The sequence below is a fragment of the Pseudidiomarina planktonica genome (assembly GCF_900177775.1).
GTDB classification, from domain to species: domain Bacteria; phylum Pseudomonadota; class Gammaproteobacteria; order Enterobacterales; family Alteromonadaceae; genus Pseudidiomarina; species Pseudidiomarina planktonica.
In genome coordinates this window covers 1,791,971-1,815,029 of record NZ_FXWH01000001.1, presented here as the reverse complement: position 1 = coordinate 1,815,029, position 23,059 = coordinate 1,791,971, and the positions used below count along the sequence as shown (strand labels likewise).

Annotated in this window: 27 protein-coding genes and 1 other RNA gene; 21 read left to right on the top strand and 7 right to left on the bottom strand. The window is 47.9% G+C overall.

Annotated features, from left to right (window positions below):
- The first annotated feature begins 8 nt into the window (after positions 1-8).
- Genes nrdR through ribBA form a run of 3 tightly spaced genes read left to right on the top strand, consistent with a single transcriptional unit; the run spans position 9 to position 2,727 of the window.
- Positions 9-458: a transcriptional regulator NrdR gene (gene nrdR, locus CCE91_RS08645; protein WP_086434766.1), complete on the top strand. Its 450-nt coding sequence runs from the start codon at positions 9-11 to the stop codon at positions 456-458.
- 24 nt (positions 459-482) lie between these two features.
- Positions 483-1,595 carry a bifunctional diaminohydroxyphosphoribosylaminopyrimidine deaminase/5-amino-6-(5-phosphoribosylamino)uracil reductase RibD gene (gene ribD / locus CCE91_RS08640; RefSeq protein WP_086434765.1) on the top strand — a complete coding sequence of 371 codons (1,113 nt, stop codon included), beginning with the start codon at positions 483-485 and terminating at the stop codon, positions 1,593-1,595.
- A 4-nt stretch (positions 1,596-1,599) separates the two neighbouring features.
- Positions 1,600-2,727, top strand: coding sequence for a bifunctional 3,4-dihydroxy-2-butanone-4-phosphate synthase/GTP cyclohydrolase II (ribBA, locus tag CCE91_RS08635; RefSeq protein WP_086434764.1), 1,128 nt, complete (start codon positions 1,600-1,602; stop codon positions 2,725-2,727).
- A 12-nt stretch (positions 2,728-2,739) separates the two neighbouring features.
- Here the strand turns inward: ribBA and CCE91_RS08630 are convergent, their stop codons facing one another.
- The 5 genes from CCE91_RS08630 to CCE91_RS08610 all read right to left on the bottom strand — a co-directional run bounded on the left by CCE91_RS08630 (position 2,740) and on the right by CCE91_RS08610 (position 7,472).
- Entirely contained in the window at positions 2,740-3,645 is a 906-nt protein-coding gene (locus CCE91_RS08630) for a ketopantoate reductase family protein (protein ID WP_086434763.1), read from the bottom strand.
- Positions 3,614-5,011: an AmpG family muropeptide MFS transporter gene (locus CCE91_RS08625; protein WP_086434904.1), complete on the bottom strand. Its 1,398-nt coding sequence runs from the start codon at positions 5,009-5,011 to the stop codon at positions 3,614-3,616. Before CCE91_RS08625 ends, CCE91_RS08630 begins: the two co-directional genes overlap by 32 nt.
- Positions 5,012-5,021: 10 nt before the next feature.
- The gene (locus tag CCE91_RS08620) at positions 5,022-5,618 is read right to left on the bottom strand and encodes a peptidylprolyl isomerase (protein WP_086434762.1); all 597 of its coding nucleotides are present in this window, start codon (positions 5,616-5,618) and stop codon (positions 5,022-5,024) included.
- A gap of 61 nt (positions 5,619-5,679) precedes the next feature.
- A complete protein-coding gene (locus tag CCE91_RS08615) occupies positions 5,680-6,225 on the bottom strand; it encodes a YajG family lipoprotein (RefSeq protein WP_086434761.1) in 546 nt (181 codons plus the stop codon).
- Positions 6,226-6,302: 77 nt separating this feature from the next.
- The gene (locus CCE91_RS08610; RefSeq protein WP_086434760.1) at positions 6,303-7,472 is read right to left on the bottom strand and encodes a methyltransferase; all 1,170 of its coding nucleotides are present in this window, start codon (positions 7,470-7,472) and stop codon (positions 6,303-6,305) included.
- A gap of 73 nt (positions 7,473-7,545) precedes the next feature.
- Between CCE91_RS08610 and CCE91_RS08605 the strand changes: the two genes are divergently transcribed.
- From CCE91_RS08605 to ffs, 3 genes are all read left to right on the top strand, one after another.
- Positions 7,546-8,634: a ketoacyl-ACP synthase III gene (locus CCE91_RS08605; RefSeq protein ID WP_086434759.1), complete on the top strand. Its 1,089-nt coding sequence runs from the start codon at positions 7,546-7,548 to the stop codon at positions 8,632-8,634.
- Positions 8,631-9,374 carry an enoyl-CoA hydratase gene (locus tag CCE91_RS08600; protein WP_086434758.1) on the top strand — a complete coding sequence of 248 codons (744 nt, stop codon included), beginning with the start codon at positions 8,631-8,633 and terminating at the stop codon, positions 9,372-9,374. Before CCE91_RS08605 ends, CCE91_RS08600 begins: the two co-directional genes overlap by 4 nt.
- 71 nt (positions 9,375-9,445) lie before the next feature.
- Positions 9,446-9,542: signal recognition particle sRNA small type (ffs, locus tag CCE91_RS08595), an RNA gene on the top strand.
- A gap of 28 nt (positions 9,543-9,570) precedes the next feature.
- On the opposite strand, the gene CCE91_RS08590 is transcribed toward ffs, so the two are convergent.
- On the bottom strand, positions 9,571-9,846 hold the full coding sequence (locus tag CCE91_RS08590) for a late competence development ComFB family protein (protein WP_086434757.1): 276 nt from the start codon (positions 9,844-9,846) through the stop codon (positions 9,571-9,573).
- A 107-nt stretch (positions 9,847-9,953) separates the two neighbouring features.
- Between CCE91_RS08590 and CCE91_RS08585 the strand changes: the two genes are divergently transcribed.
- Positions 9,954-11,075, top strand: a complete 1,122-nt coding sequence (locus CCE91_RS08585; RefSeq protein ID WP_086434756.1) for a tryptophan 2,3-dioxygenase family protein — start codon at positions 9,954-9,956, stop codon at positions 11,073-11,075.
- 4 nt (positions 11,076-11,079) lie between these two features.
- On the opposite strand, the gene priC is transcribed toward CCE91_RS08585, so the two are convergent.
- Positions 11,080-11,397: a primosomal replication protein PriC gene (gene priC / locus CCE91_RS08580; protein ID WP_086434755.1), complete on the bottom strand. Its 318-nt coding sequence runs from the start codon at positions 11,395-11,397 to the stop codon at positions 11,080-11,082.
- Between the two features lie 374 nt (positions 11,398-11,771).
- Between priC and CCE91_RS08575 the strand changes: the two genes are divergently transcribed.
- From CCE91_RS08575 to recR, 14 genes are all read left to right on the top strand, one after another.
- A complete protein-coding gene (locus CCE91_RS08575; protein WP_086434754.1) occupies positions 11,772-12,557 on the top strand; it encodes a DUF3450 domain-containing protein in 786 nt (261 codons plus the stop codon).
- On the top strand, positions 12,554-13,915 hold the full coding sequence (locus CCE91_RS08570; RefSeq protein WP_086434753.1) for a MotA/TolQ/ExbB proton channel family protein: 1,362 nt from the start codon (positions 12,554-12,556) through the stop codon (positions 13,913-13,915). Before CCE91_RS08575 ends, CCE91_RS08570 begins: the two co-directional genes overlap by 4 nt.
- A gap of 4 nt (positions 13,916-13,919) precedes the next feature.
- Positions 13,920-14,444, top strand: a complete 525-nt coding sequence (locus CCE91_RS08565; protein ID WP_086434752.1) for a MotA/TolQ/ExbB proton channel family protein — start codon at positions 13,920-13,922, stop codon at positions 14,442-14,444.
- A gap of 12 nt (positions 14,445-14,456) precedes the next feature.
- The gene (locus tag CCE91_RS08560) at positions 14,457-14,858 is read left to right on the top strand and encodes an ExbD/TolR family protein (RefSeq protein ID WP_086434751.1); all 402 of its coding nucleotides are present in this window, start codon (positions 14,457-14,459) and stop codon (positions 14,856-14,858) included.
- Position 14,859: 1 nt separating this feature from the next.
- Positions 14,860-15,471, top strand: a complete 612-nt coding sequence (locus CCE91_RS08555) for an energy transducer TonB (RefSeq protein ID WP_086434750.1) — start codon at positions 14,860-14,862, stop codon at positions 15,469-15,471.
- Between the two features lie 3 nt (positions 15,472-15,474).
- A complete protein-coding gene (locus CCE91_RS08550; protein ID WP_086434749.1) occupies positions 15,475-16,773 on the top strand; it encodes a tetratricopeptide repeat protein in 1,299 nt (432 codons plus the stop codon).
- A gap of 157 nt (positions 16,774-16,930) precedes the next feature.
- Complete coding sequence (locus CCE91_RS08545; protein ID WP_086434748.1) at positions 16,931-17,740, top strand: HvfB family MNIO-type RiPP peptide maturase; 810 nt, start codon at positions 16,931-16,933, stop codon at positions 17,738-17,740.
- Entirely contained in the window at positions 17,733-18,491 is a 759-nt protein-coding gene (locus tag CCE91_RS08540; RefSeq protein ID WP_157984125.1) for an HvfC family RiPP maturation protein, read from the top strand. The genes CCE91_RS08545 and CCE91_RS08540 overlap by 8 nt, the downstream gene beginning before the upstream one ends.
- A 77-nt stretch (positions 18,492-18,568) precedes the next feature.
- Positions 18,569-18,703 (top strand): hypothetical protein, encoded by a 135-nt coding sequence (locus tag CCE91_RS12350; protein WP_268802166.1) that lies wholly within the window; start codon positions 18,569-18,571, stop codon positions 18,701-18,703.
- Between the two features lie 12 nt (positions 18,704-18,715).
- Positions 18,716-19,129, top strand: coding sequence for a response regulator (locus CCE91_RS08535; RefSeq protein WP_234996288.1), 414 nt, complete (start codon positions 18,716-18,718; stop codon positions 19,127-19,129).
- Between the two features lie 58 nt (positions 19,130-19,187).
- Positions 19,188-19,718: an adenine phosphoribosyltransferase gene (locus CCE91_RS08530; protein WP_086434746.1), complete on the top strand. Its 531-nt coding sequence runs from the start codon at positions 19,188-19,190 to the stop codon at positions 19,716-19,718.
- Positions 19,719-19,792: 74 nt separating this feature from the next.
- Positions 19,793-22,039: a DNA polymerase III subunit gamma/tau gene (dnaX, locus tag CCE91_RS08525; RefSeq protein ID WP_086434745.1), complete on the top strand. Its 2,247-nt coding sequence runs from the start codon at positions 19,793-19,795 to the stop codon at positions 22,037-22,039.
- A gap of 51 nt (positions 22,040-22,090) precedes the next feature.
- Positions 22,091-22,420, top strand: coding sequence for a YbaB/EbfC family nucleoid-associated protein (locus CCE91_RS08520; RefSeq protein WP_086434744.1), 330 nt, complete (start codon positions 22,091-22,093; stop codon positions 22,418-22,420).
- Between the two features lie 11 nt (positions 22,421-22,431).
- The gene (gene recR, locus CCE91_RS08515) at positions 22,432-23,034 is read left to right on the top strand and encodes a recombination mediator RecR (RefSeq protein WP_086434743.1); all 603 of its coding nucleotides are present in this window, start codon (positions 22,432-22,434) and stop codon (positions 23,032-23,034) included.
- Positions 23,035-23,059 lie beyond the last annotated feature (25 nt).

The window sequence follows — 23,059 nt, the reverse complement described above, 5'->3', positions numbered from 1 at the left end:
TAACTAAAATGCATTGTCCGTTTTGCGGTATTCAGGATACCAAGGTTATTGACTCACGCTTAGTTGCTGATGGCGCCTCTGTGCGCCGTCGGCGCGAGTGTAATCAATGCCGCGAGCGTTTCACTACCTTTGAAACGGCGGAACTGGTAATGCCCAGAGTAATCAAGTCGGACGGCTCGCGTGAGCCGTTCAACGAAGATAAATTGCGTAATGGACTGCTACGGGCGTTGGAAAAGCGGCCGGTTAGCTTAGAAGTTATGGAACAGGCCATTCACAACATAAAATCCAGCTTACGGGCTACTGGTGAACGCGAAATTAGTAGTCATGAAGTTGGTAATCTGGTGATGGAAAACCTGAAGTCTATCGATAAAGTTGCCTACATTCGGTTTGCCTCGGTATACCGGGCATTTGAAGACATTCGTGAGTTTGGCGAAGAAATAGCCCGCTTGAATGACTAAACTGTTGGGAAATAATCAACTGAGATGACATCCTCATTTACTTCGGTAGATTATGAATTTATGCAGCGCGCTCTTGATTTGGCCGAGCAAGGTCGCTTCAGCGCCGCACCCAATCCTTGTGTAGGATGCGTTATTGTTGCCGCCGGAAAGGTTATCGGTGAAGGGTTTCACCTGCGAGCTGGCACGCCACATGCGGAAATTAATGCAATTGATTCTATTCGCAGTGAAAATCGTTCACAGCTGAAAGGGGCGACCGCATACGTAACACTTGAACCTTGTAGTCACTTTGGTCGTACTCCACCTTGTGCTGATGCACTGATTGCTGCTGAGGTTGGGCGCGTGGTGATTGCTATGCAGGACCCTAATCCGCAAGTGGCCGGGCAGGGTATTGAACGTTTGCGTAAAGCGGGAATTCAGGTAGAAACAGGCCTGATGGAACCCTTAGCAGAGCGGGTGAACCTTGGTTTTTGTATGCGCATGCGCAATGGGCGCCCCTGGGTTCGCCTAAAGCTGGCTAGCTCACTCGATGGCGCTACCGCTTTACAGAACGGTGAAAGCCAGTGGATTACCGGCGCTGAAGCGCGAAGCGACGTACATCGCTGGCGCGCGTTAAGTCAGGCTGTAGTTTCCAGTGCCACCAGCGTTATCCGCGACAACGCGCGATTAACTGCGCGGCATGACAGCGCGCAGCAGCAACCGTTACGCGTAATTTTAGATAAGCATAATGAATTAGACCCTGGCCACCCATTTTTTCAGGAGCAGGCGCCGGTGTTATTAGTTCGTAGCCACGTTGATACCAAGCAATCATGGCCGTCGAACTGCGAGGTTATAACAGCCTCATTTACAGCAGACGGTAGCTTTGATTTGGCAGCACTGATGGCTGAATTAGGTAAACGCGAAATTAATAATGTCTGGTTAGAGTGCGGAAAGTCTCTGGCGGGTAGCTTCTGGCAAGCAGATTTAGTAGATGAACTCATTTTATACTTAGCGCCTAAGCTCATGGGTAGTGCTGCGCAAGGTTTGTTGTCACTACCTGTATTTGAATCCATGCATCAGGTTCCAAGTTTGAACTTGATAGACGTACGTTGTGTTGGCGATGATATTCGTATTATTGCCACCAAAAAAGGTGAAAATTAAAGTTATGGCTAAAGCAGTAGGGCTGAATACCACCGAAGAAATTATTGCTGACATTAAGCAAGGCAAAATGGTCATTCTGATGGATGACGAAGATCGCGAAAATGAAGGTGATTTGATTCTTGCCGCCGATTGCGTCACTCCGGATGCTATTAACTTTATGGCGCGCTACGGGCGTGGGTTAATTTGCTTAACCTTAACCGAAGAGCGTTGTCAGCAACTGAAATTACCGCTGATGGTGGATCGCAACAATGCACCTTACGCCACCAACTTCACGGTTTCTATTGAAGCCGCTAAAGGCGTTACTACCGGTATTTCTGCAGCCGATCGGTCGGTTACTGTGCAAGCTGCAGTAGCTGCACAGGCCAAGCCAGAAGACTTGGTTATGCCTGGGCATGTGTTTCCTTTGAAGGCTAAGTCTGGTGGCGTATTAAACCGTGCCGGCCATACCGAAGCTGGTTGTGATTTAAGCCGTTTAGCCGGGTTTGAGCCTGCCGCTGTTATCGTGGAAATTTTGAACGAAGACGGCACCATGGCGCGACGTCCTGATTTGGAAAAATTTGCTGCCGAGCATGATTTGAAAATCGGCACTATTGCCGACTTAATCGAATATCGTTCGCTGAAAGAAAAAACCGTTCGCCGGGTAGCGCAGTGTCAGTTGCCAACCTCCTACGGTGAATTTGAGCTTGTTACTTATCAGGACACCATTAACCAGCAAGTGCACTATGCCCTGGTTAACGGTGAAATCAATCCTGAGCAACCAGTAACGGTTCGCGTTCATTTGCAAGATACCTTCAACGACTTGTTTGCCACCGAACGCGCTGGTAAACGCAGCTGGCCATTACCGCACGCTATGCAGTATCTGGGCAAAGAAGGTGGGGTGTTAGTGTTGATTGGGCGTCAGCAATCGGCTGATGACATCATTAACATGGTTAAGAGTTTCGAGCTGGAAGATCAGGGCGAACGCGCACCAACAGCGTCAGCTTCAAATGCATCTCGTAATGTCGGTATCGGCTCGCAAATTTTGGCCGATTTAGGGGTGCATAAAATGCATCTGATGAGTGCGCCGAAGCGTTATACCGCGCTTTCAGGCTTCGGTCTGGAAGTGTTGGATTTCATTGAAGACAGCATGTAATACCTGCTGTTACTAAGTCAGTTGATGCCACAGTTGCTCATGCGCTGTGGCATTAACATGGTGCTTAGCCGCCATACGAACTAAAAAGCCATTCAAATAATCTATTTCCGTTCTTCTGTTATTGCGAATGTCTTGCCGCATTGACGAATGGTTTGCCGCCGTTTTGTGAATCACCTCGAATACCAAAGCTTGAATAACTTCACCGTCAAATTCATAACCCGCTGCAGCAGCGATAGCGCAAAACTCCGTGCAGAGCTCCTGTATCTGGCTGGCAAACTGCGGCTTGGCTAAATGACCGTTCAAGCACTCGTGCACTGCCGTCAGCGGGTTTATTACCGAGTTAATGGCAAGCTTTAGCCAGCGCCGCTGCTGAATATCGTCAACCATCTGCAGTGGTGGCCAGGCTTTACTTAAAGTTTCAGCTGCGTCTGAATCCGTAGCTGCTGTCAGCCAACTTTGGCCAAGCCCGGAGTGAGTCACATAGTTGGTTTCAGTAAATGCAGCCTGAGTGGTTACCAAATGTCTTACCGGCAACCCCTCGAACAACTGAGCTTCGTTCTCAAGCATACCGTTATAACTTAAAATCAGCTGCGGCGGTGATTCAGCTTTAAAACCCCAGTTAGCGGTTCGGTAAGATTCGATAAAAGCGGCTACGTCATAGGCTTTGATAGCAGCAACTATAACCAGTGGGGCAGCGCTGCTGGCAGTTGCTACCGGGATGTCTAGTAAAGTGCTTTGCAGCGGTTTTTGGGTAGCGTCAACAAAGGTAAATTGACGCTGCGATGTCTTGTCGCTATCACGTAATTTAATCAAAACCTGCTGATCAGCGGACAGCAGCTTAGCGGCAATAAGCGAGCCAAGGGCTCCTTTACCAACTACCCACCAATTAACTTCGCTGCTGGTCATGCTGTTTGTCATGATAGCTAAGCTCTAGTTCGGTTAACTGTTTACGAATTAAGAATAAGAATAGCAGGCTAGGTAAAACCATGAGGGCCGTTAGTAAGAAAAACAGTGCCCAGTCACCGTCCAGCCAGTCGACTACGACACCACTGTAAGCTGCCAGCACAGTTCTGCCCAAAGTGCCTAACGATGCCATCAGCGCGTATTGGGTAGCGGTAAAAGAACGATGACAAAGTAGGCTAATGAACGCGACGAAAGCAACTGTAGACCAGGCTCCGGTGAAGCCATCAATCACTACGGCGGCAAGCAGCATATTAGTATTTGGACCACTTAAAGCTATCCAGGAGAAGAATAAATTACTGGAAGCCATAGCTAAACCGCCAATAAAGAGGCCGCGCACAATACCCAAGCGAAGGTTTACTAAGCTGCCGGCGACAGCAAAGAAAATGGTAACCCACCAGTTAATTAACTTTGAGTACAAGCCAATCTCATCATTGGTGAAACCAATTTCTTTGTAGAACACAATAGACATGCGACCGAGGAAAGCTTCACCAACTTTAAACAGGAAAATAAACAGCAGTACTGACAGTGCTAGCTTCACGCCATTGCGGCGGAAAAACTCGGCAACGGGCTCCACTATAGTCACAGTTAACCAGGTAATTACTTTGCGGCTGCGGTTAGACAAATGAGCCAGCTTTTCCTGATAGTGCATTTCGCGCTCTTGCTGAAACGCAAAATCAAGGCGTTTGGGTTCCGGAATAAACAACACCAAAAAGGCAATCACCGCCATAATCAGGCCTAACACAATGTACGCGTCTTGCCATTGCCAGGTAGTACCGTCCACCAGGAAGAAAGGAATAGCGCCGAGTCCGCTGTAGCCAGTCCACCAGCCCGCAGTTGCCATGGCCGCTCCAGCTGATTGCAGGCGCGGTTCGTCTTCGCCAAAAGACTCAATTCGAAAGGCATCAATAGCAACATCCTGAGTCGAGGAAGCTGTGGCCAGAGTTAGGGCCAATACACCAACCGTGGTTAGCTGACCAATTAAATCCAACTGACTAAGCGCCATGCAGCAAAGCACTATCACTAGCTGACAGGTAAACATCCAGCTGCGGCGCTGACCAAGCCAGCGGGATAATCCTGGCAGTTGTACCCGGTCAATCAGTGGCGACCAGAATACATTGATTGAATAAACTGCAAACACGGCACCAAAATAACCGATAACGGAACGTTCTAGTCCGCCTTCCTGCAACCAGGCTGACAGTGCTGATCCAATCATTACCCAGGGGAAGCCACTGGCCATGCCCAGCATGAATATAATCCACACACGTTTTTGTTTAAAAACGCGTAAGTCGGTTAGCCAACTGCGGGTTACTTGTGTGTTCACAACAGAAACTTCACTGGGCAGGTACCACTTCAATGCGAATTATTACCGGTGGATCAACGGGAACATCACGCCATTTGGTTTTCTCGTCGTATGGAAGCGACTCGGTTTGTGCCAGTTTCTGTAACACCTCATCGCCAGCAACAACTTTACCAAATACGGTATAACCCCAGCGGCTGTCACTTGGATTCAGTGAGTCATTATTGTCAATGTTAAAAAAGAACTGACGAGTAGCACTATGCGGCGCGCGCTCACGTGCCATGGCGATGGTGCCATAATCATTCTTCAGGCCATTGCCCGATTCATTCACAATTTGTTCAAACGAGGGCTTATCGCGAAATTCTTCAGTGTAGCCGCCGCCTTGCACCACATACTCTGGAACAATACGATGGAAGATAGTGTTGTTGTACTGCGCTTTCTCAACGTAACGGAGAAAGTTCTTAACCGTAATTGGCGCCCGGTCACGGTTTAGTTCCACCACAATATCGCCAACTGATGTGACCATTTTAACGCGAGGGAACAAATTGTCGGGTTGAATTTCGGCCGTTGCCGAGGTCATTGCAAACAGCCCCACAACTAGTGTGAGGCGGGTTATCAAGAGCTTCAACATAACTGCTCGTCCTGTTTTTTTAATTATTGGAGACGAGGTTTGGCCGCAGCCAAACCTTGTTTTACTCTGCCATAAAGTCGATTAGCTTAGGATCCCGTAGCATGTCGTCCAGCAATTTACCGAGTAACTCACTAAACTTCTCTTCCAGCTTTGCTGGATCGGCACGGAAAGCGCCTTCACTGCTGGCTTTGGCATTAAAATCACGCGTATAAGTGGCGCCGTCTTTTCGTGCGGTCAGTAACAACGAGATTTCGTGCTCGGCCTGATGTTTTACTGAGCCTTGTTCAACCCGAATAATAGCCTGACGGATAGCTACGTTCACTTGCTTTGAGGCGCTATTTACTACGTTTAATTTTTCCGCTAAAGCATCGTAAATGGCAGTTTCAAGCATAGGTGCGCTGCTGGCAAACTGCGCCTGATCATCGCTCAGTTTAATGCGCAATAAATAATTCTGTGCACGGGTATCGGTTACGCTTAGGGCTACTGGTAGCTGACTTGAGTTCGCACTAATTACCGGCTGCACAATCAGTGGGTTGGGTGCGCTCTGACAAGCACTAATAAGAAGTGCGGTGGCACCAATAAGAACTGACTTGATTACTGGGTACATAATTTCATCCTTCACATGCTACGACTATTGAACCTGTTATCTGCACAATACCAAGCTACAGGCAAACTCCAAAGCCATTATTTAATAGCTGAAAAAACCACGAACTTAGGATTACTTGCTATAACCTCTACTTGATCAAATAGGGTATTTAAAAATTGATGATAGCCTAAATGACGATTGCCTACGACCCGCAGCTCGCCACCTTTACGCAGCACTCGTTTCGCGTCGGTAAACATTTGTCGGGCCACGTGCTCGGTAATACTAAACTCTTGATGAAAGGGCGGGTTGCACAAAATCAGGTCAGCACTGTTGGTATCTGCGCTGGCCAGGCAGTCATCAACATAAGCATGATAGCGCGTGTCCCCCTCGGCCGGCGCCAGGTTCTTTGCAATATTTTCCTGTACCGAAGCGACAGCTAAATAGGATTCATCCACCCAGGTAACCTTCGCCTGCGGATTATTGCGCGCATAAGCTAGGCCTAACACGCCGTTGCCGCAGCCCAGATCAGTAACATCAGTGGCGGCTTTGGTAGGTAAGTTATCCAACAATAAACGTGCACCAATATCGAGTTGTTTGCGTGCGAACACGCCTGGTTGATGGCTTAACTCAAGCTCAAATTCAGGTACTTGCCACACTGATGTAAGCGCTGGTTCAGTTGCATCCGCTGGCGGAGATTGCAGTGTTCCGCCCAGCACCCGCGACTTTTTCCATGCCAGCGAAACCTTCATATCCGCCAGATAGCGTTGAAATAACTCTCTAACGCTTGGCGTAATAACTTTGCTTTTTGCTGCTGCAAAAATGGGGGTTCCGGCCGGCAGTTCAGCGGCAATGCGCTGTAACTGATATTCCAGCAGGCTTTGGCTTTTCGGAATTTTAAACACTACGCTGGCGGCGGGCGGTATGGCATCGGTCATACATAAAGGTGCTAGCGCTGGCGAGGTAATCAAGTCGGTATTTAGCTGTAAGTTCTGTTCATAGCCCAGCAAACTTACTCGCGAGTCGCTCATGGTCCAGCCGCCAAGCTCATGTAAACCAAGGGCTAGAGCCCCAAAGCTATCATTCAGGATAAGTACTGGACCAGCTAACTCGTTGTCTTCAGCCGCAGTGAGCATAAACTCGTCGGCGGTATCCCAAGCTTGTAGCAGCTCGTATTTGCGTTTAGGGTAACGTAAAAGCTGCCAGCAACCCGAATGGGTTTGCAGGCTCGTAGGTACTTTTTGTTGGCGATTTTCGGAATGATTTGGCATTGGTCGGACATTTCACTTGGATACAATCATGCTATGATACCGAAAAAGCGCAAGTGACTATAGGTTTAGCTCAGTGAAAAAATACGCAGAAATTACCGGGTGGGGTAAATGTTTACCACCAGCCGTGCTTACAAACGATGATTTAGCTACCTTTCTAGATACCTCAGACGAGTGGATTAGCTCGCGCACCGGTATTCTGGAACGACGGGTTAGTCACCTTGGTACGTCGGAACTGGCCACTATAGCTGCCAGGAATGCCCTTGCCGCAGCTGACCTGGACCCGAAGGAATTGGACCTGATCATTGTGGGTACCTGTACGCCGGATGAAATTATTCCAAATGTAGCCTCAGCCGTGCAGCGTAATATAGGTGCAACCCATGCCGCATCTCTTGATGCCAATGCCGCCTGCAGCAGCTTTTTATATGCTATGCACTTTGCCACTCAGGCTATTAAAACCGGTGCGCACAAGAAAGTGCTGATTATTGGAGCAGAGCGGCTGACTCGAATTTTAGACTGGACCCAGCGTGAAAGTGCGGTGTTGTTCGGCGATGGCGCTGGCGCTATGGTGCTGGAAGCGTCCGATAACGAGGTTGGTTTGTTGTCGTCTCATGTTACCTGTGATGCCGATGCCCGCGATGTCCTGTCGCTTGATTTTGGCCTGAGTTTCGACCGTTTCGGTTTTGACGGCATTATGGAATTTAGTTTTGTTGGTCAGGAAATTTTTAAGCGAGCAGTGAAAGGCATGAGTGCTTCAGTAGAGAAAGTATTTGCTGAAACAGGCTTAACCACCGAAGACATAGACGCATTAATTCCGCATCAGGCCAACAAACGGTTAATAGATTTTCTGGCGAAGCTGTGCAAAGTGCCGAATGAAAAAACTGTTATTAATATTCAGAAGTACGGCAACACATCTTCCGCAACGCTGCCTATTGCTTACGCTGAAGCCGTTGAGCAAGGGAAAATTAAGCCCGGTGACAAAATTATGTCGGCGGTATTCGGTGGCGGCCTAACTTGTGGTGCTGGCTTAATTAAGTGGGGCGACCGGGTTACTCCGAAGCAACCAAATGATCGTCAGCTACCTGCTGGTGATAAGTCGGCACTGGAATTAATTCTGCCGCTGCATGAACACACCAAGAAAGCGTGGGAGCAACGGGGCAAATGAGTCAGGATGTGAACATTGAGGTAACCGACAAAATAGTCACTATTACCTTAACCCGTACTTCAAAAAAGAACGCATTGACGCAGGCCATGTACGCGGAAATGACGGAAGCCTTAAAACAGGCTGATGCGAATAAAGAAATAGCTGCCGTTATTATTCAGGGCGCTGCGGATAGCTTTACTGCAGGTAATGACTTACAAGACTTCCTGAAAATGGAAAGTATTGATGAGGAAGCGCCGGTATTTCAGTTTTTGCATACTATTGCCAATGTCAGCGTTCCACTAGTTGCTAGCGTGAATGGTTTAGCCATAGGTATAGGTACTACCTTATTGCTGCACTGTGACTTGGTTTATGCCAGCCGTGATGCGCGTTTCTCACTGCCATTTATTCATTTAGGCCTGGTGCCTGAAGCCGCTTCAAGTTTGCTCCTACCGCAGCTTTGTGGTCGCGTGCGAGCGGCCGAGCTGCTGTTGTTAGGTGACATGTTTAACGCCGAGCAAGCGCTGCAATATGGCATTGTTAATCAGGTGGTTGATAATGATGCATTAAGTAAGCGTGTCAGTGAAGTAGCGCAGCAACTTGCTGACAAGCCGGTAGCCGGGTTGCGGGCCAGTAAAAAATTGATGCGCGCACCAACGGAATCTGTTGATGACCGTATTGCCCGAGAGGTGAAAGTTTTTGCTGCAGCTTTGGCTACCCCGGAAGCGAAAGCGGCTATTGCTGCCCGACTGCAGAAAAAGTAAGCACTTAACACGGCTTCCCTTGCTACCTGTAAGCCAATCAGGGATAATCTGCCACCTTGTTATGGTGACTTCATTGGTCCCCTCGCAATGCTAACTGGTGAACTCGGTCAGGCCCGGAAGGGAGCAGCCGTAGTCAGGGACGTGTGTGCCGGGGTGTGGCTGGTGAAGTCGCCACCCCAACTTCAAGTTCATTCAGTTACGACTTCGATTTTTCGGTGCGCTTATCCATAAATGCCAGCGCCTGCGTCATTGCTTCCTGCACATTCATTTCCATTTCTAGCCGTTTTGACTGTGGCAGGTAAAATGCCATGTCCACTTCATAGCGAATATAGCGCGGCGGCAGCCGGTTCAGCACTAAACAACATAAGTCGGCGAGGTCATCGCTACTGCGGGTTTTGGCCAAGTCCAAATGCTCGATTTGATCTAGCACAAGCTTTTCATAATAGTTATGAATATCATCATCAAGTTTCATTTAATTCTCCTACGCCCATAATTAGTTGTATAAAGCAAAGATAGCTTATCTTTACTTGGCTTGCTGCAGTTGCTCTAATTCAGGTCTCATTATTAAGGATTCATGTTATGGCAAAGAATATCGAACCTGTCTATTACGGCGAGTATCTGCAATTAGATAAGTTGCTTGATGCACAACATCCGCACAGCCCCAGATATGGCGCTGAAGCACATGACGAAACCTTGTTTATTATTGTTCATCAGGTATACGAGCTGTGGTTTAAACAAGTTCTACATGAGCTGAAATCTGTGCTCGCACTGTTTCAGTCAGCCGCTATTGCCGATCAGGACTTAATTACTGTGGTGCACCGGTTGGATAGGGTGAAAGCCATCCAAACCTTAATGAATGACCAGGTGGGTATTATTGAAACCATGACCCCACAAGAGTTTCTGGCCTTCCGTGACTACCTGCTGCCGGCGTCCGGGTTTCAAAGCATCCAATTTAAAGAGCTGGAGATTATTCTTGGCTTAACCCGTAAGCGTCGGGTGGCATTCGACCAGCAGTCGTTTTATAACCGCCTGAGTAATGAACATCGCACCCATCTGGAGGCGCTGGAAGAACAACCAAGCTTGTTTGATCGAATTGATGCCTGGCTGGCGCGTATGCCGTATTTGGAGTTCGCGGGTTTCAGCTTCTGGTCGTTGTACCAGGATGCGGTAAAAAATATGCTGGCTAGTGACGAACATATTATTGAAGAAAATGACACTTTGACGGCGGCTGAAAAAGAGCAGGAATTGGCGGCCCTAGACGCCACACGTGAAAACTTTGCGGCATTGTTTGATTCCGACAAGTATCAGCAAGCGCAAGCCGACGGGCGGGTACGGTTAAGCCAACACGCATTGCTAAGTGCTTTGTTTATCTCGTTATACCGAGAAGAGCCAGTGTTTAACTTACCCTTCCAGGTGATTACGTCGCTCGCCGACATTGATGAGAAGTTAACGATTTGGCGCTATAAGCACGCCATGATGGTGCAACGCATGATTGGCAGTAAAATTGGTACTGGTGGTTCATCGGGCCATGACTATTTACGCAAAACAACCGAATCGAATCGGGTGTTCGCGGATTTCTTTGCCATGGCCACTTATTTAATTCCTAAAGCAGAGTTACCTGCACTACCGGACCATGTTAAACGTACTATGGGATTCTGGGTTGCTGGCTTAGAGCTGGCTAGCGGTGAGCTCGACTTATAAGGGCTTAAAGTTTTACGGACAGGGCAGTTTGCAGGGCGCCCAACTGATCGGCCACGCGCTGCTCCAGATACTCTCGTTGGGTGCGCTGTTCTGGAGTTAGTTCAGTGTGCGGCTGCTTTGCCAGTTTAAATAGTAGTTCAGTATTCTTTTCAAGCTCTGCTACATAGTCCAGAGGTTGTTGGCTATTGCGGTTGAACAGGCTTGGATCAAACCAGGCAGCAAACAGATGCGCATCAGGATGTTGGTCTTGCCAAAATCTCGTTTGCTCACGCATACGTTTTATCTCAGTGGTAATTTTTTTTTCTAAAATGTCTACAGACACGACTATATCACCCTTATGTTTGATATATTTAGTTGTTAATATTTAGAGTCTTTCTTTTCTGTTTTGATCTAAACATCACAGTAAATTAAGTGTTTTCCAGTTGTACAACTGCCAATATGTTACTAAATTATAATCTAGTAACATTTGTTGAGTGTTTTTAACCTCTAATTTTGTTGCTTAAAAATCCTTTAAAACCAGTCTATATCGGCTGTTGACAGCTTCTGTAAGAACGTGGGAGTATTAACGCATTATTGCTGCAAAAGTAGCAATAGCTGCAAGTGTTGATTAATACTTTTTTTTCGTCATTCAATAACTCGAAGCCTTTAGCAATAGGTGCAATAGGTGGGAAGTTTCAGTCAAATTGGTTGGGAACTATGACCAAAGTAATCAATAAAAGCAAAATCGCCGCAGCCGTAATTGGCATGTTCGCGATAGCAGGCAGCGCTACAGCTACTGCACAAACCGATCTTCGGACATTACAGAACGAAGAAGCCCGGGTTCACGAGGCTGATCGCCAATCGCAAGATAAAGTAGATTCTTTGTTCGAGCAGAGCCAGGATTTATTATACGACTATCGTGCGGTTGTAGATGAGTACGAGAATCTGAAAGTTTATAACGACCACGTACAAACATTGGTAGACGATCAAAAACGTTCTATCGAGTCTTTGCAGCGTCAAGTCAATACTATCGACGAGACTAAGCAAGGCGTAGTGCCGTTAATGTACAAAATGATTGATGCATTGGATCAGTTCGTTGAACTGGATATTCCAATTCATAAAGAGCGTCGTCAGGAACGTGTTGAGCGTTTACGTGAAATTATGACGCGTTCAGACGTAACCACGTCAGAGCAGTATCGTCAGATTATCGAAGCTTACCAATCTGAAATGGACTATGGTTCAGGCTTAATCGCTTACCAGGGTACATTGCAGTTTGAAGGGCAAGATATTGCCGTTGATTATTTCCACTTGGGCCGTGTTGCATTTTTGGCACAGTCAATGGATTTACGTAACGCATGGATTTTCAACAACGAAACCAAAGAATGGGAATCGTTGGATGATGAATTCTTGTCGCCATTAACTACAGCCATTCGTATGGCGCGTAAGCAAACGGCGAATGACCTGGTTAAACTTCCAATTTTCGCAGCGGAGAGTGCAGAATGAAACATCTAGTGAAAAGTGTACTGGTCGCAGCAGCTGTCTGTCTGTCAGCCGGCACCACCTTCGCTGTGAGTGCACAGGATGACGCGAAATCTTTGGATGAGCTGTTGCAGCTGGTTAAAGAAAACCGTGCTGAATCGCGCCAGATTAACGCGCAACGTGAGCGTGAGTTCACAGCTGAGCGTGCGGACAAGCAAGCGCTGTTAAACCAAGCACGTCAAGAACTACGTAGCGAACAAGCTCGCGGCGAACGTTTACAAAACGAATTCTCTGAAAACGAAGTTACCTTAGCAAATAAAGAGCAAGAACTTGAAAACGCTAAAGGTACTTTAGGTGAGATTTTCGGTGTCGTACGTGGCGCAGCTAGCGAAACCATTGGTCGCATCGCAACTTCAATTATCAGTGCTCAGTATCCAGGCCGTGAAGACGTGCTGGAAAGCTTAGCTGAAGCTGATGAATTACCGACTATCGCAGAGTTGGAAGAGTTATGGATTTCCTTACTGACTGAAATGAAAGAGTCAGGCAAGGTTGTTACCTTTAACTCAGACGTTACTTTGTTAGACGGTGGTAGTGAGCAACGCGAAGTTACTCGTGTAGGTGTATTTAACCTGGTTTCTAACGGTGAATACTTACTGTACAACGATGCTACTGAGCAAGTGCAACCATTAGGGCGTCAGCCTGCCGGTTACATCACTAGTGAAGTTGCTACGTTTGAAGCGGCTGAGTCTGGTTACGAAGGTCTGTACATTGACCCTGCGCGTGGCCAAATCCTGAGCCTGGCAACGCAAAAAGCAACCATGATGGAGCGTTATCATCAAGGTGACACCGTTGGTTACGTAATTACCGCGGTTCTGGCCTTAGGTTTATTAGTTGCGATTTACAAACTAATCACCTTGGGTGCTGCTGGTGCGAAAATCCGTGCACAGTTGAAAAACACTGAAAACCCTTCAGACGGCAACCCGCTGGGTCGTATTCTGAAAGTTTATCACGCCAACAAATCATCAGACGTTGAAAACCTTGAGTTGAAACTTGATGAAGCTATCTTGCGCGAAACACCGCGAATTGAAAGCGGCGTTAACCTGATTAAGATTCTGGCAGCCATCGCGCCGCTATTGGGTCTGTTAGGTACCGTTGTTGGTATGATTGGTACCTTCCAAACGATTACCTTGTTTGGTACCGGTGATCCGAAGATTATGGCGGGTGACATCTCAATGGCACTAGTAACTACTGCCTTGGGTCTGATTGCCGCATTGCCACTGATTCTGATTCATAGTGTTGTGGCTGCTCGCAGCAAGTCTATCGTTCATGTACTGGACGAGCAGGCGGCGGGTATTGTCGCGTCGCACGCGGAAAAGGAGTAATCCTATGCTTTACCTGATGGAGCTTTGGGAATCTGTCAGGGATTTTATTGGTACCGGTGGCGACGTCTTGTACGTCGTCATGGCAGCGCTCTTACTCATGTGGATTTTATTGATAGAGCGCTTCTGGTTCCTGGCTAGTGTTTACCCGAAAATGAAGCAAGACATCATTGACCGGTGGAACGCGCGCTCAGATACCACGTCCTGGTACGCCCATAGAATCCGTGATGCATGGATCTCCGAGGCCGCAGACAAACTAAATGCTCGCATTTTGTTGATTAAAACTTGTGTAGCTATTTGTCCACTAATCGGACTTTTAGGTACAGTGACTGGCATGATTGCAGTATTTGAAATCATGGCAGTGCAGGGAACGGGTAACCCTCGCTTAATGGCGTCGGGTATCTCGATGGCAACAATTCCTACAATGTCGGGAATGGTTGCTGCGTTGTCAGGCATGTTCTTTACTACGCGTTTAGAAGCGCGGGTAAAACGTGCTAAAGACAGCTTAATCGACAGTTTGCCACATCATTAAGAGAGAAGAATTATGGCACGTAAACGTTTTCGTGAAGAGGAAGATGCGACGATCGATATGACACCGATGCTAGACATCGTGTTCATCATGTTGATCTTCTTCATCGTAACCACCTCTTTCGTAAAAGAAGCAGGGATTGACGTAACCAAGCCTGAGTCTGACCAAGCGCAGAAGAAGCCATCTGCTAACATCTTTATCGCAATTCGTGAGAACGGTGAAGTATGGATGGATAAGCGCATGGTTGATGTCGAGCGTGTAGCTGCGAATATCGAGCGTTTATTAGCTGAGCAACCTACCGACTTGGTAGTTATTCAAGCTGATAAAGAAGCACGTCATGGTTTGGTCGTTGATGTTATGGATCAAATTAAGGAAGCGGGTATAGACAATATATCCATAGCCGCAGAGGACGATTAATATGGTACGCTTTTTAGTATCAATACTATTAGGTGTCGCCGTTACTTTCGCTCTATTTGCGTTCATGGCTTTCTTGATTAGTGGCGGTGAAGGGCGTAATGAAGCGCCCCCACCAACACCTGTTATTGAGATTGTAACGTCGCCACCGGATACGGATTTGGATACGCGTCGTCGTACGCCGCCTCCACCTCCGCCGCCGCCGCAGGCGCCGCCAGAAACGCCACAAAGTGAGCCTGATACATCTGATGATTCAGGCATGAATATGGACATGGGCTTTGAGGTTGATGTTGGTGGCACTGACGGTCTATCTGGTCCAGGTGAAGGTTTAGGCCGCGACGGAGATGCACAGCCAATCGTGCGTATTAACCCTCGCTACCCACCAGCTGCTGCCCGAGACGGCATCACCGGCTGGGTTCGCTTAAGCTTTACCATCGATGAATCTGGCGGTGTAACTGACGTAGAAGTTATTGACTCAGAACCACGCCGTATTTTTGACCAGGAAGCGCGTCGTGCGTTACTGCGTTGGAAATATAAGCCGAAGGTTGTTGATGGTGAAACTGTGCGTCAGCCTGGCTTGACCGTACAGCTGGATTTCACTCTGGATGGAGCTTAATCAATGATGCAAAATTTATATAAAGCAGTCATTCGTGCGAGCGTTGTAGTTGGCGCTGGGTTGATGATGGCTCTGCCAGCATCAGCTCAGGTGAACGTGAATTACGATTTGCCGTCCGCAGAAGTGATTCAGGAACGCAAAGATAATCGCAAGAACCAAGCGGTTGGCGAGCGTGTTGGTCGCCGTATCATGAGTGCATTCGAACTATACGAAGCAGACGATATGCAAGGTGCAATTGCTGAACTTGCTGATTTGTCGCCAAGTGAAGCGTTCGACGTTGCTTATGTAAACCGCTTCCTGGGTGCATTCTATGCTTCTGAAGACCAAACTGACAAAGGTATCCCACTGTTGAAACAGTCAGTGGATGCTGATGTATTGGGTTGGTCGGATCAATCTGCAGCACTCAAAACCTTAGCGGATTTGTATTTGCAGGAAGAAGACTACAACAATGCACTGCGTTATTACGACCGGTGGTTGCAGTTTACCGGTGACGCGAATCCTGATGTGTTCTTGCGTATCGCCAATGCTTACTACGAGCTGAAGCAATACGACAAGGTCATCAAGCCAGCTGATATGGCTCTGCAAAATTTTGATAAACCGAATAAGAACCCGTATATCTTGAAAATGGCTTCTTATTACGAACGCGAAATGTTTGCCGATGCCATTACAGTATTGGAAGAAGGTTTGAACGTCATTCCAACAGAGAAAGGCTGGTGGAACCAACTAGCTAACTTCTATATGTTGGAAGAACGCATTGATAAAGCTCTTGAAACCATTGAAGTTGCTTATTTGGCGGGTTATCTGAACAGTGAAAACCAACACCGAGTGTTGATTCAACTGTATGCAAATAACGAGATTCCATACAAAGCGGCAATGTTAATGGCCAAGCACATCGATGCGGGCGACATTGAAGAAAACACGCGTAACGCTCAAAGCGCTGCTCGTAACTTTGAAGGTGCTCGCGAGTTCGAGAAAGCTGCCGAGTGGTATGGCCGGTCAGCAGCGCTTGCTGAAAGCAGTGCTGAAAAGGGTGATTTATATCGTCGTCAAGGCGTTGCCCTTATCCGTGCTGAAGAGTATGCGCGAGCTGCTGATGCCTTAAATCAAGCGTTACAGTTTGACTTAGACAAAGAAGGTGCTGTTCATATGGCACTGGCTGAAGCTTACTTATACACACGTGACTATCGTCAGGCGCTGGATGCTGCAACAACAGCTCAGCAGTTCGATAGCGAACGTCGCAGTGCGCGTAGCTGGGCGGGTTATATCCGCAACATAGCTGAACGCCGCGGTGTTTCTTTGTAAGTAGTTTTAGTTAACGTACTAAGTTACGTAATAAAAACCCTGCCATTGTGCGGGGTTTTTTTATGTCTGCAGTAGCTCACTAAAAGTGAGCTAAAAGTCAGTAACGGCAAAAAAGTGTTAAGCTTATAGCTTGCTGATCGTAGTGGTAGGAGAGTCTATGAAACAAGTAGGTATAGGTTTGCGCCGTAGCTTTGTAAATGATGCTTTGGCGGCACCAGCTTGTGTTGGATTCTGGGAGTTAGCCCCCGAGAACTGGATACCTTTTCCCAACGAATATAAGCGTAAGCTGCATGCGCTGAAAGAGCATGCCAAGCTGACCTGTCACGGCCTGTCATTGTCTATTGGTAGTCCGGATCCGCTGGATGAAAAATTTATTCAGCAAATAAAAAGCTTTTTAGATGAATACCAGATAGATATCTATAGCGAACATTTGAGCTATTGCTCCGCTAATGGGCATTTGTACGATTTGCTACCTATTCCGTTTGTAGAAGAGGCAACTGACTATCTAGCGCAACGCGTACGCCGTGTGCAGGAGATTGTTGAGCGTCCATTGGTGCTGGAGAATATTTCTTATTATGCGGCACCGGGTCAGCAAATGAGTGAGCTTGAGTTTATTAATACGGTGCTGGAGAAGTCCGGTGCACAGTTGCTGTTGGACGTGAACAATGTTTTCGTAAATAGTGTCAACCATGGTTATGACCCCTATGCATTTATAGCCGGCTTGCCTAGTGAGCGCATTGTATACGGCCATATTGCCGGGCATTATGAAGAAGCAAAAGATTTGTTTATTGATACCCACGGAGCCGATGTTAAACCCGAGGTGTTTAACCTGCTACGTTATGCCTACCGCCAGCACGGAATATTTCCCACTGTATTAGAGCGGGATTTTAATATTCCGCCCTTGGATGAGTTATGCAAGGAAGCACAGGTTATAGAGCAGATACAGCGTGAGGTCAGCTTTGACTAAAGAGTATGACTTTCAAAAGTTGCAAAAACGGTTTGCCGACTACTTGCGCAACCCCGAACAGTGCTCTTTTCATGAGATTGCTGAACAGCGGCGTTTGCATGTGTACCGCGATCTTATTCGTAACAACCTGCAAAGTTTTTTAAATTCCGGCTTTCCAGTTTCCCGCAAGGTGCTGGGTGAGGATTTATGGCGATTGACCGGAGATGCTTTTCGGGCTGGCTACCAGGCGCAGTCGCCATATTTTGCAGATATTTCCGGCGACTTCGTTGATTACCTGCAAAGTGCTGATATTGAAGCGCTACAACCATATCCCTTTATACGCGAACTCGCACATTATGAGTGGGTTGAGCTGAAGGTATCACTGAGTCACTTGCCGGAAGATTTAGCTGCGTTAACAGAGGAATCTCTGACAACAGCGCAACTGGTAGTAAATCCAACCGCGCAGGTTTTACGTTATCAGTTTCCGGTACATGAGGTTGCTACTGACAACCAACCGCAAGAACCTCTTAGCGAGGCTTTGTTACTAGTGGTGTTTAAAAATGCGCAAGGCGCGGTCAAATTCATTCAACTAAGCCCGCTGACGGCGCTGTTACTGCAACATGTACAGCAACATAAAGCGTTAACCCTGGTTGAGTTACAAGCTGCAATGCAAGCAGCTTTACCGCAATTTAATCCTGCAACTTTAGCGACAGGAATGCGCGAAACCTTAACTGAGTTCGGCTCCAGAGGGTTGATTGTTCAGCGCTTGTAAAAGGCGAGAAAACGACCTTTTATCCTGACCCAAAATCCAGTAAGATCTCGCCTCGAATTCGAACGAGGAAAGCTAACATGTCAGATTCAAATCACCATGAAGATTTTAAAGATGCAGCCGGTAAACGTTTTATGGGTGTATCGTTGGTCTGTCTAATAGCCATTGCACTACTGCCGATGGTACTCGCCTGGGTTAACTTCTTCTCGGCCTAAAAGGTTCAGTGAATGTCGCAAGTCATGTCACAACTAAAACCGAATCTAGTTTCACAATCACTGCTGTTAGTTGAGGACAATGAAAGCACTCGTGCAACATTGTTTCAGCTACTCGAACAGTTAGGCTTCAGTGTTGATTGCGCTGTCGATGGCTTAGATGGTTTAAATAAAGCCAGTCAGCGGCAATATGGGGTGGTTTTGCTGGATCACAAAATGCCGTTAATGGACGGCCTTTCGCTACTTAAAAATCTGCGCGAGATTGATTCTTATCAAGATACCCCTTTAGTGTTGCTTACTACCGCAGATTTGGCTCAGGTTGAAGCTAAAGCAACCGCTGCAGGTGCTACACTGACCTTACCGAAACCGGTATCCGCAGAAACTTTGGCGCGCGCACTACAACGCAGTTTGTGGAGTGGTGTTGCCTAATTAGCTAACGCCGGTGCAACCAGGTTCCATTGAAACAGCCCTCGCAGGGAGCGTGGAAATGACCGCAATAAACGCTTTAAAACCTTTAATTCGAACTATTCCCGATTACCCCAAACCCGGTATTCAGTTCCGCGATATTACCCCGTTACTAGCCAACGGCGATGCGTTCTATCAGGTTATAGAGCATTTTGCCGAGCGCTACCAAGATAAGGGGCTAACCAAAATCGTTGGCATTGAAGCGCGTGGGTTTATTTTTGCCACGGCGTTGGCCTATCGTTTGAAGTTAGGTTTTGTGCCGCTGCGCAAGCCCGGCAAACTTCCCGCGAAAACTCGCCAGCAGAGCTACGATCTTGAGTATGGAACAGACGCGCTTGAGCTTCATGACGATGCGTTAACCGCAACTGATAATGTATTGCTGATAGATGATTTGCTTGCCACTGGTGGAACTCTTATCGCTGCTCATAAGTTATTGAGTGATACTGGTGCCCGCATTCACGAATGCGCATTTTTAATCACTTTAAATGACTTACCCGGTGGTCAAAAGCTGGATGAAAACGGCATTGGTTACTATACGCTATTTGAATTTTAGGGTACCTTAACAAGCATTAGCTTAAAACGAATTGGTTCATACCCACCAGTTTCTAACGGAGTTTTAGCAGAGGCATGAGTTACCAGGTTTTAGCACGGAAATGGCGCCCTCAGACCTTCACCGATGTAGTTGGTCAGCAACATGTTCTGCGCCCGCTAATTAGCGCGTTGGAAAGCCAGCGGTTGCATCACGCCTATTTGTTTACCGGCACTCGTGGCGTTGGTAAAACAACCATTGCGCGTATTCTGGCCAAAAGCTTGAACTGTGAGCAGGGTATTCAGGCAACGCCATGTGGGGAGTGCGGCGCCTGTAAAGAAATCGATAGCGGCCGTTTTGTAGACCTGCTGGAAATTGATGCGGCGTCACGAACCAAAGTAGAAGATACCCGCGAGTTACTCGACAACGTTCAATATCGTCCCACCCGCGGGCGCTATAAGGTTTACTTAATCGATGAAGTGCATATGCTGTCACGGCATAGTTTTAACGCTTTATTGAAAACCCTTGAAGAGCCTCCTGAGCACGTGAAATTCTTGCTGGCGACAACGGATCCGCAAAAGCTTCCGGTAACCGTATTGTCGCGCTGCTTGCAATTTAATCTGAAGGCGCTTAGCCGCGATGAAATTGCCGGTCACATTGATTACGTGCTGCAGCAAGAAAAAATTCCGTATGATAAATCAGCATTGCCTGCGTTGGCGCGTGCAGCGCAAGGTAGTTTGCGTGATGCCCTGAGCTTAACCGATCAGGCCATTGCCCAGGGTCAGCAATCCGTTTCTCAGGAAGCGGTGCAAACCATGCTGGGCGCAGTTCCGGGCGCGCAAATTGCGAAGTTGCTCAATCATATTATTCGCGGGCAGGGCGCTGAAATGTTAGCGCTGCTCGATAGTGTTGCCGGCCAAATTCCAGACTTATCCTCATTACTGACCGAGCTACAGTACACCTTGCACCAACTAGCACTGATTCAGGTAGTGCCAGAAAGTGCTGAAGCTTTGTCGTTGTCGCCGGCGGAAACTCGACTGGCACAACAGATTCCAGCGGAGCTGGTACAGGTAATGTACGATATTGTGGCTGCCGGACGACGCGATTTACCTTTTGCAGCAGATGCCCGCAGTGGCGTCGAAATGACATTGTTGCGGCTACTGGCGTTTCGTCCAGAATATATAGATGTGGAAGAAACTTCTGCGGATGTAACCACTCAGGAACGACCTGTACCAGCGCCACCGGCGTCGGCAACAGCAACAGCTTCACCGGCTGCTACGAAACCTGAACCTGCTACGGAAGATACTGCAGAGAATACTGTAGAGAATAAGGTGGAGGATACCGCCGCCAGTAATATCGAAGCAAAAGCTGAGTCTGGCATGCCGAATCAGGACGCCAACAACTCCGCACCTGCAACGTCGGCTGATACTGAACTTGATAGTCTGGCTGATAGCTACCAGGACAACGAAGACGATGCCGATGAGTTATTTGCTGCGCAGGAAGAAATTCAGACCCAGGCAGATCAGCTTCGGGGTACTAATAGCACTGCGAATACACCTCAACCAGAAACACCGCAACGAGAAACACCAGCACCTGAGCAGGCTTCTGCTAATGCAACCAGCTCGGCCATGGCTAATTTGCTTGCTACCCGGTCACAGTTAACGCAAAAAAAAAAGCCACTGAATAAAGAGTCGGAAGCAAAGCTATGCCAACCAGAAGTCAAAACCAGCACTACGGCTGATGAAGATTCGAGAGAAAGCCTTGGCGACGCTGCTGACAATGTTGCAGAGAGCGCTACTGAAAGTGCGACTGAGAATGTTGCAGAGGTTGCTATAGAGAGTGTTATAGACAGCGCTCCCCAGCAGCAGGCGTCACCTGAAGCAGCTCAGGTTGCACCGGCAAGCCCTGCGCTAACTGAGCCGGCAGCGGCACCTACCATAGAATTCACCGAAAACGCGAAACTAGCCGCCGAGGTAGATCGCTGGAGTGCTATTGTTGATACTTTGCCGTTAACTGGCTTAAGTCGCCAGTTGGCATTGAATGCAGTGCTGCATGAGCACAGCAAAACGGATTATGAAGTGCGCTTAGCCGAGCAGCATAAACATTTGCTGAACGACACTACCCGGCAGAATTTAATCGACGCGTTGGCGGAAGCATTGCCTGATGCGCAGGTTCGTATTGAGGTTGCCGGGCAAACTGAAGCAACTCCACTACAAATACAGCAACAGCTGGATACCGAACGTGCCAAGCGGGCGCGAGCGGCTCTTGAGAATGATCCTCAGGTGCAGGCATTGCAAAAGCGCTTTGGCGCCACCATGATCGAAGAAAGCTTACAGGTTTTGTAGAACAAGAATACACAACCTTCATTTTTTAGCGACAGCAAAAGAGAGACAACTATGTTTAAAGGCGGTATGGGTAATATGATGAAGCAGGCGCAGCAAATGCAGGAGCGCATGCAACAGGCACAAGAAGAAGTTGCCAAGCTGGAAGTAACCGGCGAAGCCGGTGCCGGTATGGTAAAAGTAACCATGCTGGGAAACCACAACGTGCGCCGCGTTACTATTGATCCGAGCTTGCTGGAAGACGACGACAAAGAAATGATTGAAGATTTGGTTGCCGCGGCTATTAATGATGCGGTGCGTCGGGTTGAGCAAACCAGCAAAGAAAAAATGGGTGAATTGACCAGTGGTATGGGTCTTCCTCCTGGCTTCAAAATGCCGTTCTAAGGAAATAACTACTGATGTTGAGTCCTGCTCTGGCAGAATTGATTGCAGCGCTGAAAGTGCTACCCGGCGTTGGGCAAAAAACCGCTCAGCGCATGGCGTTTCAGTTGTTGGAACGGCAACGTGACGGCGCCACTAAGTTGGCGCGGTCGTTACAGCATGCGGTTGAGGTTATAGGTCACTGCAATGAATGCCGTACCTTAACTGAAGACCCTGTATGTCGCTTGTGCCAGGACCCGAAACGTCAGGAAAGCGGTTTGGTGTGTATTGTTGAAACACCAGCTGATGTGCTGGCGATTGAACAAACCAGTACGTATCAAGGCCGTTACTTCGTGTTGATGGGGCATTTGTCGCCATTAGACGGAATAGGTCCGGCTGACATAGGTTTAGATAAGCTGGCGGAACGATTTAAGTTAGGCCACATAAATGAAGTGATATTGGCAACTAATCCTACTGTTGAGGGCGACGCTACCGCTCACTACATAGCTAACATGGCACGCCAATATCAAATTCGCACCAGCCGCATTGCTCATGGGGTACCTGTTGGTGGTGAACTGGAGTTTGTTGATCAGGCCACGCTCGGTCACGCCTTCAGCGGGCGAAAACAATTCGATTAACGCTTGAAATAACCGTAGTCATCCC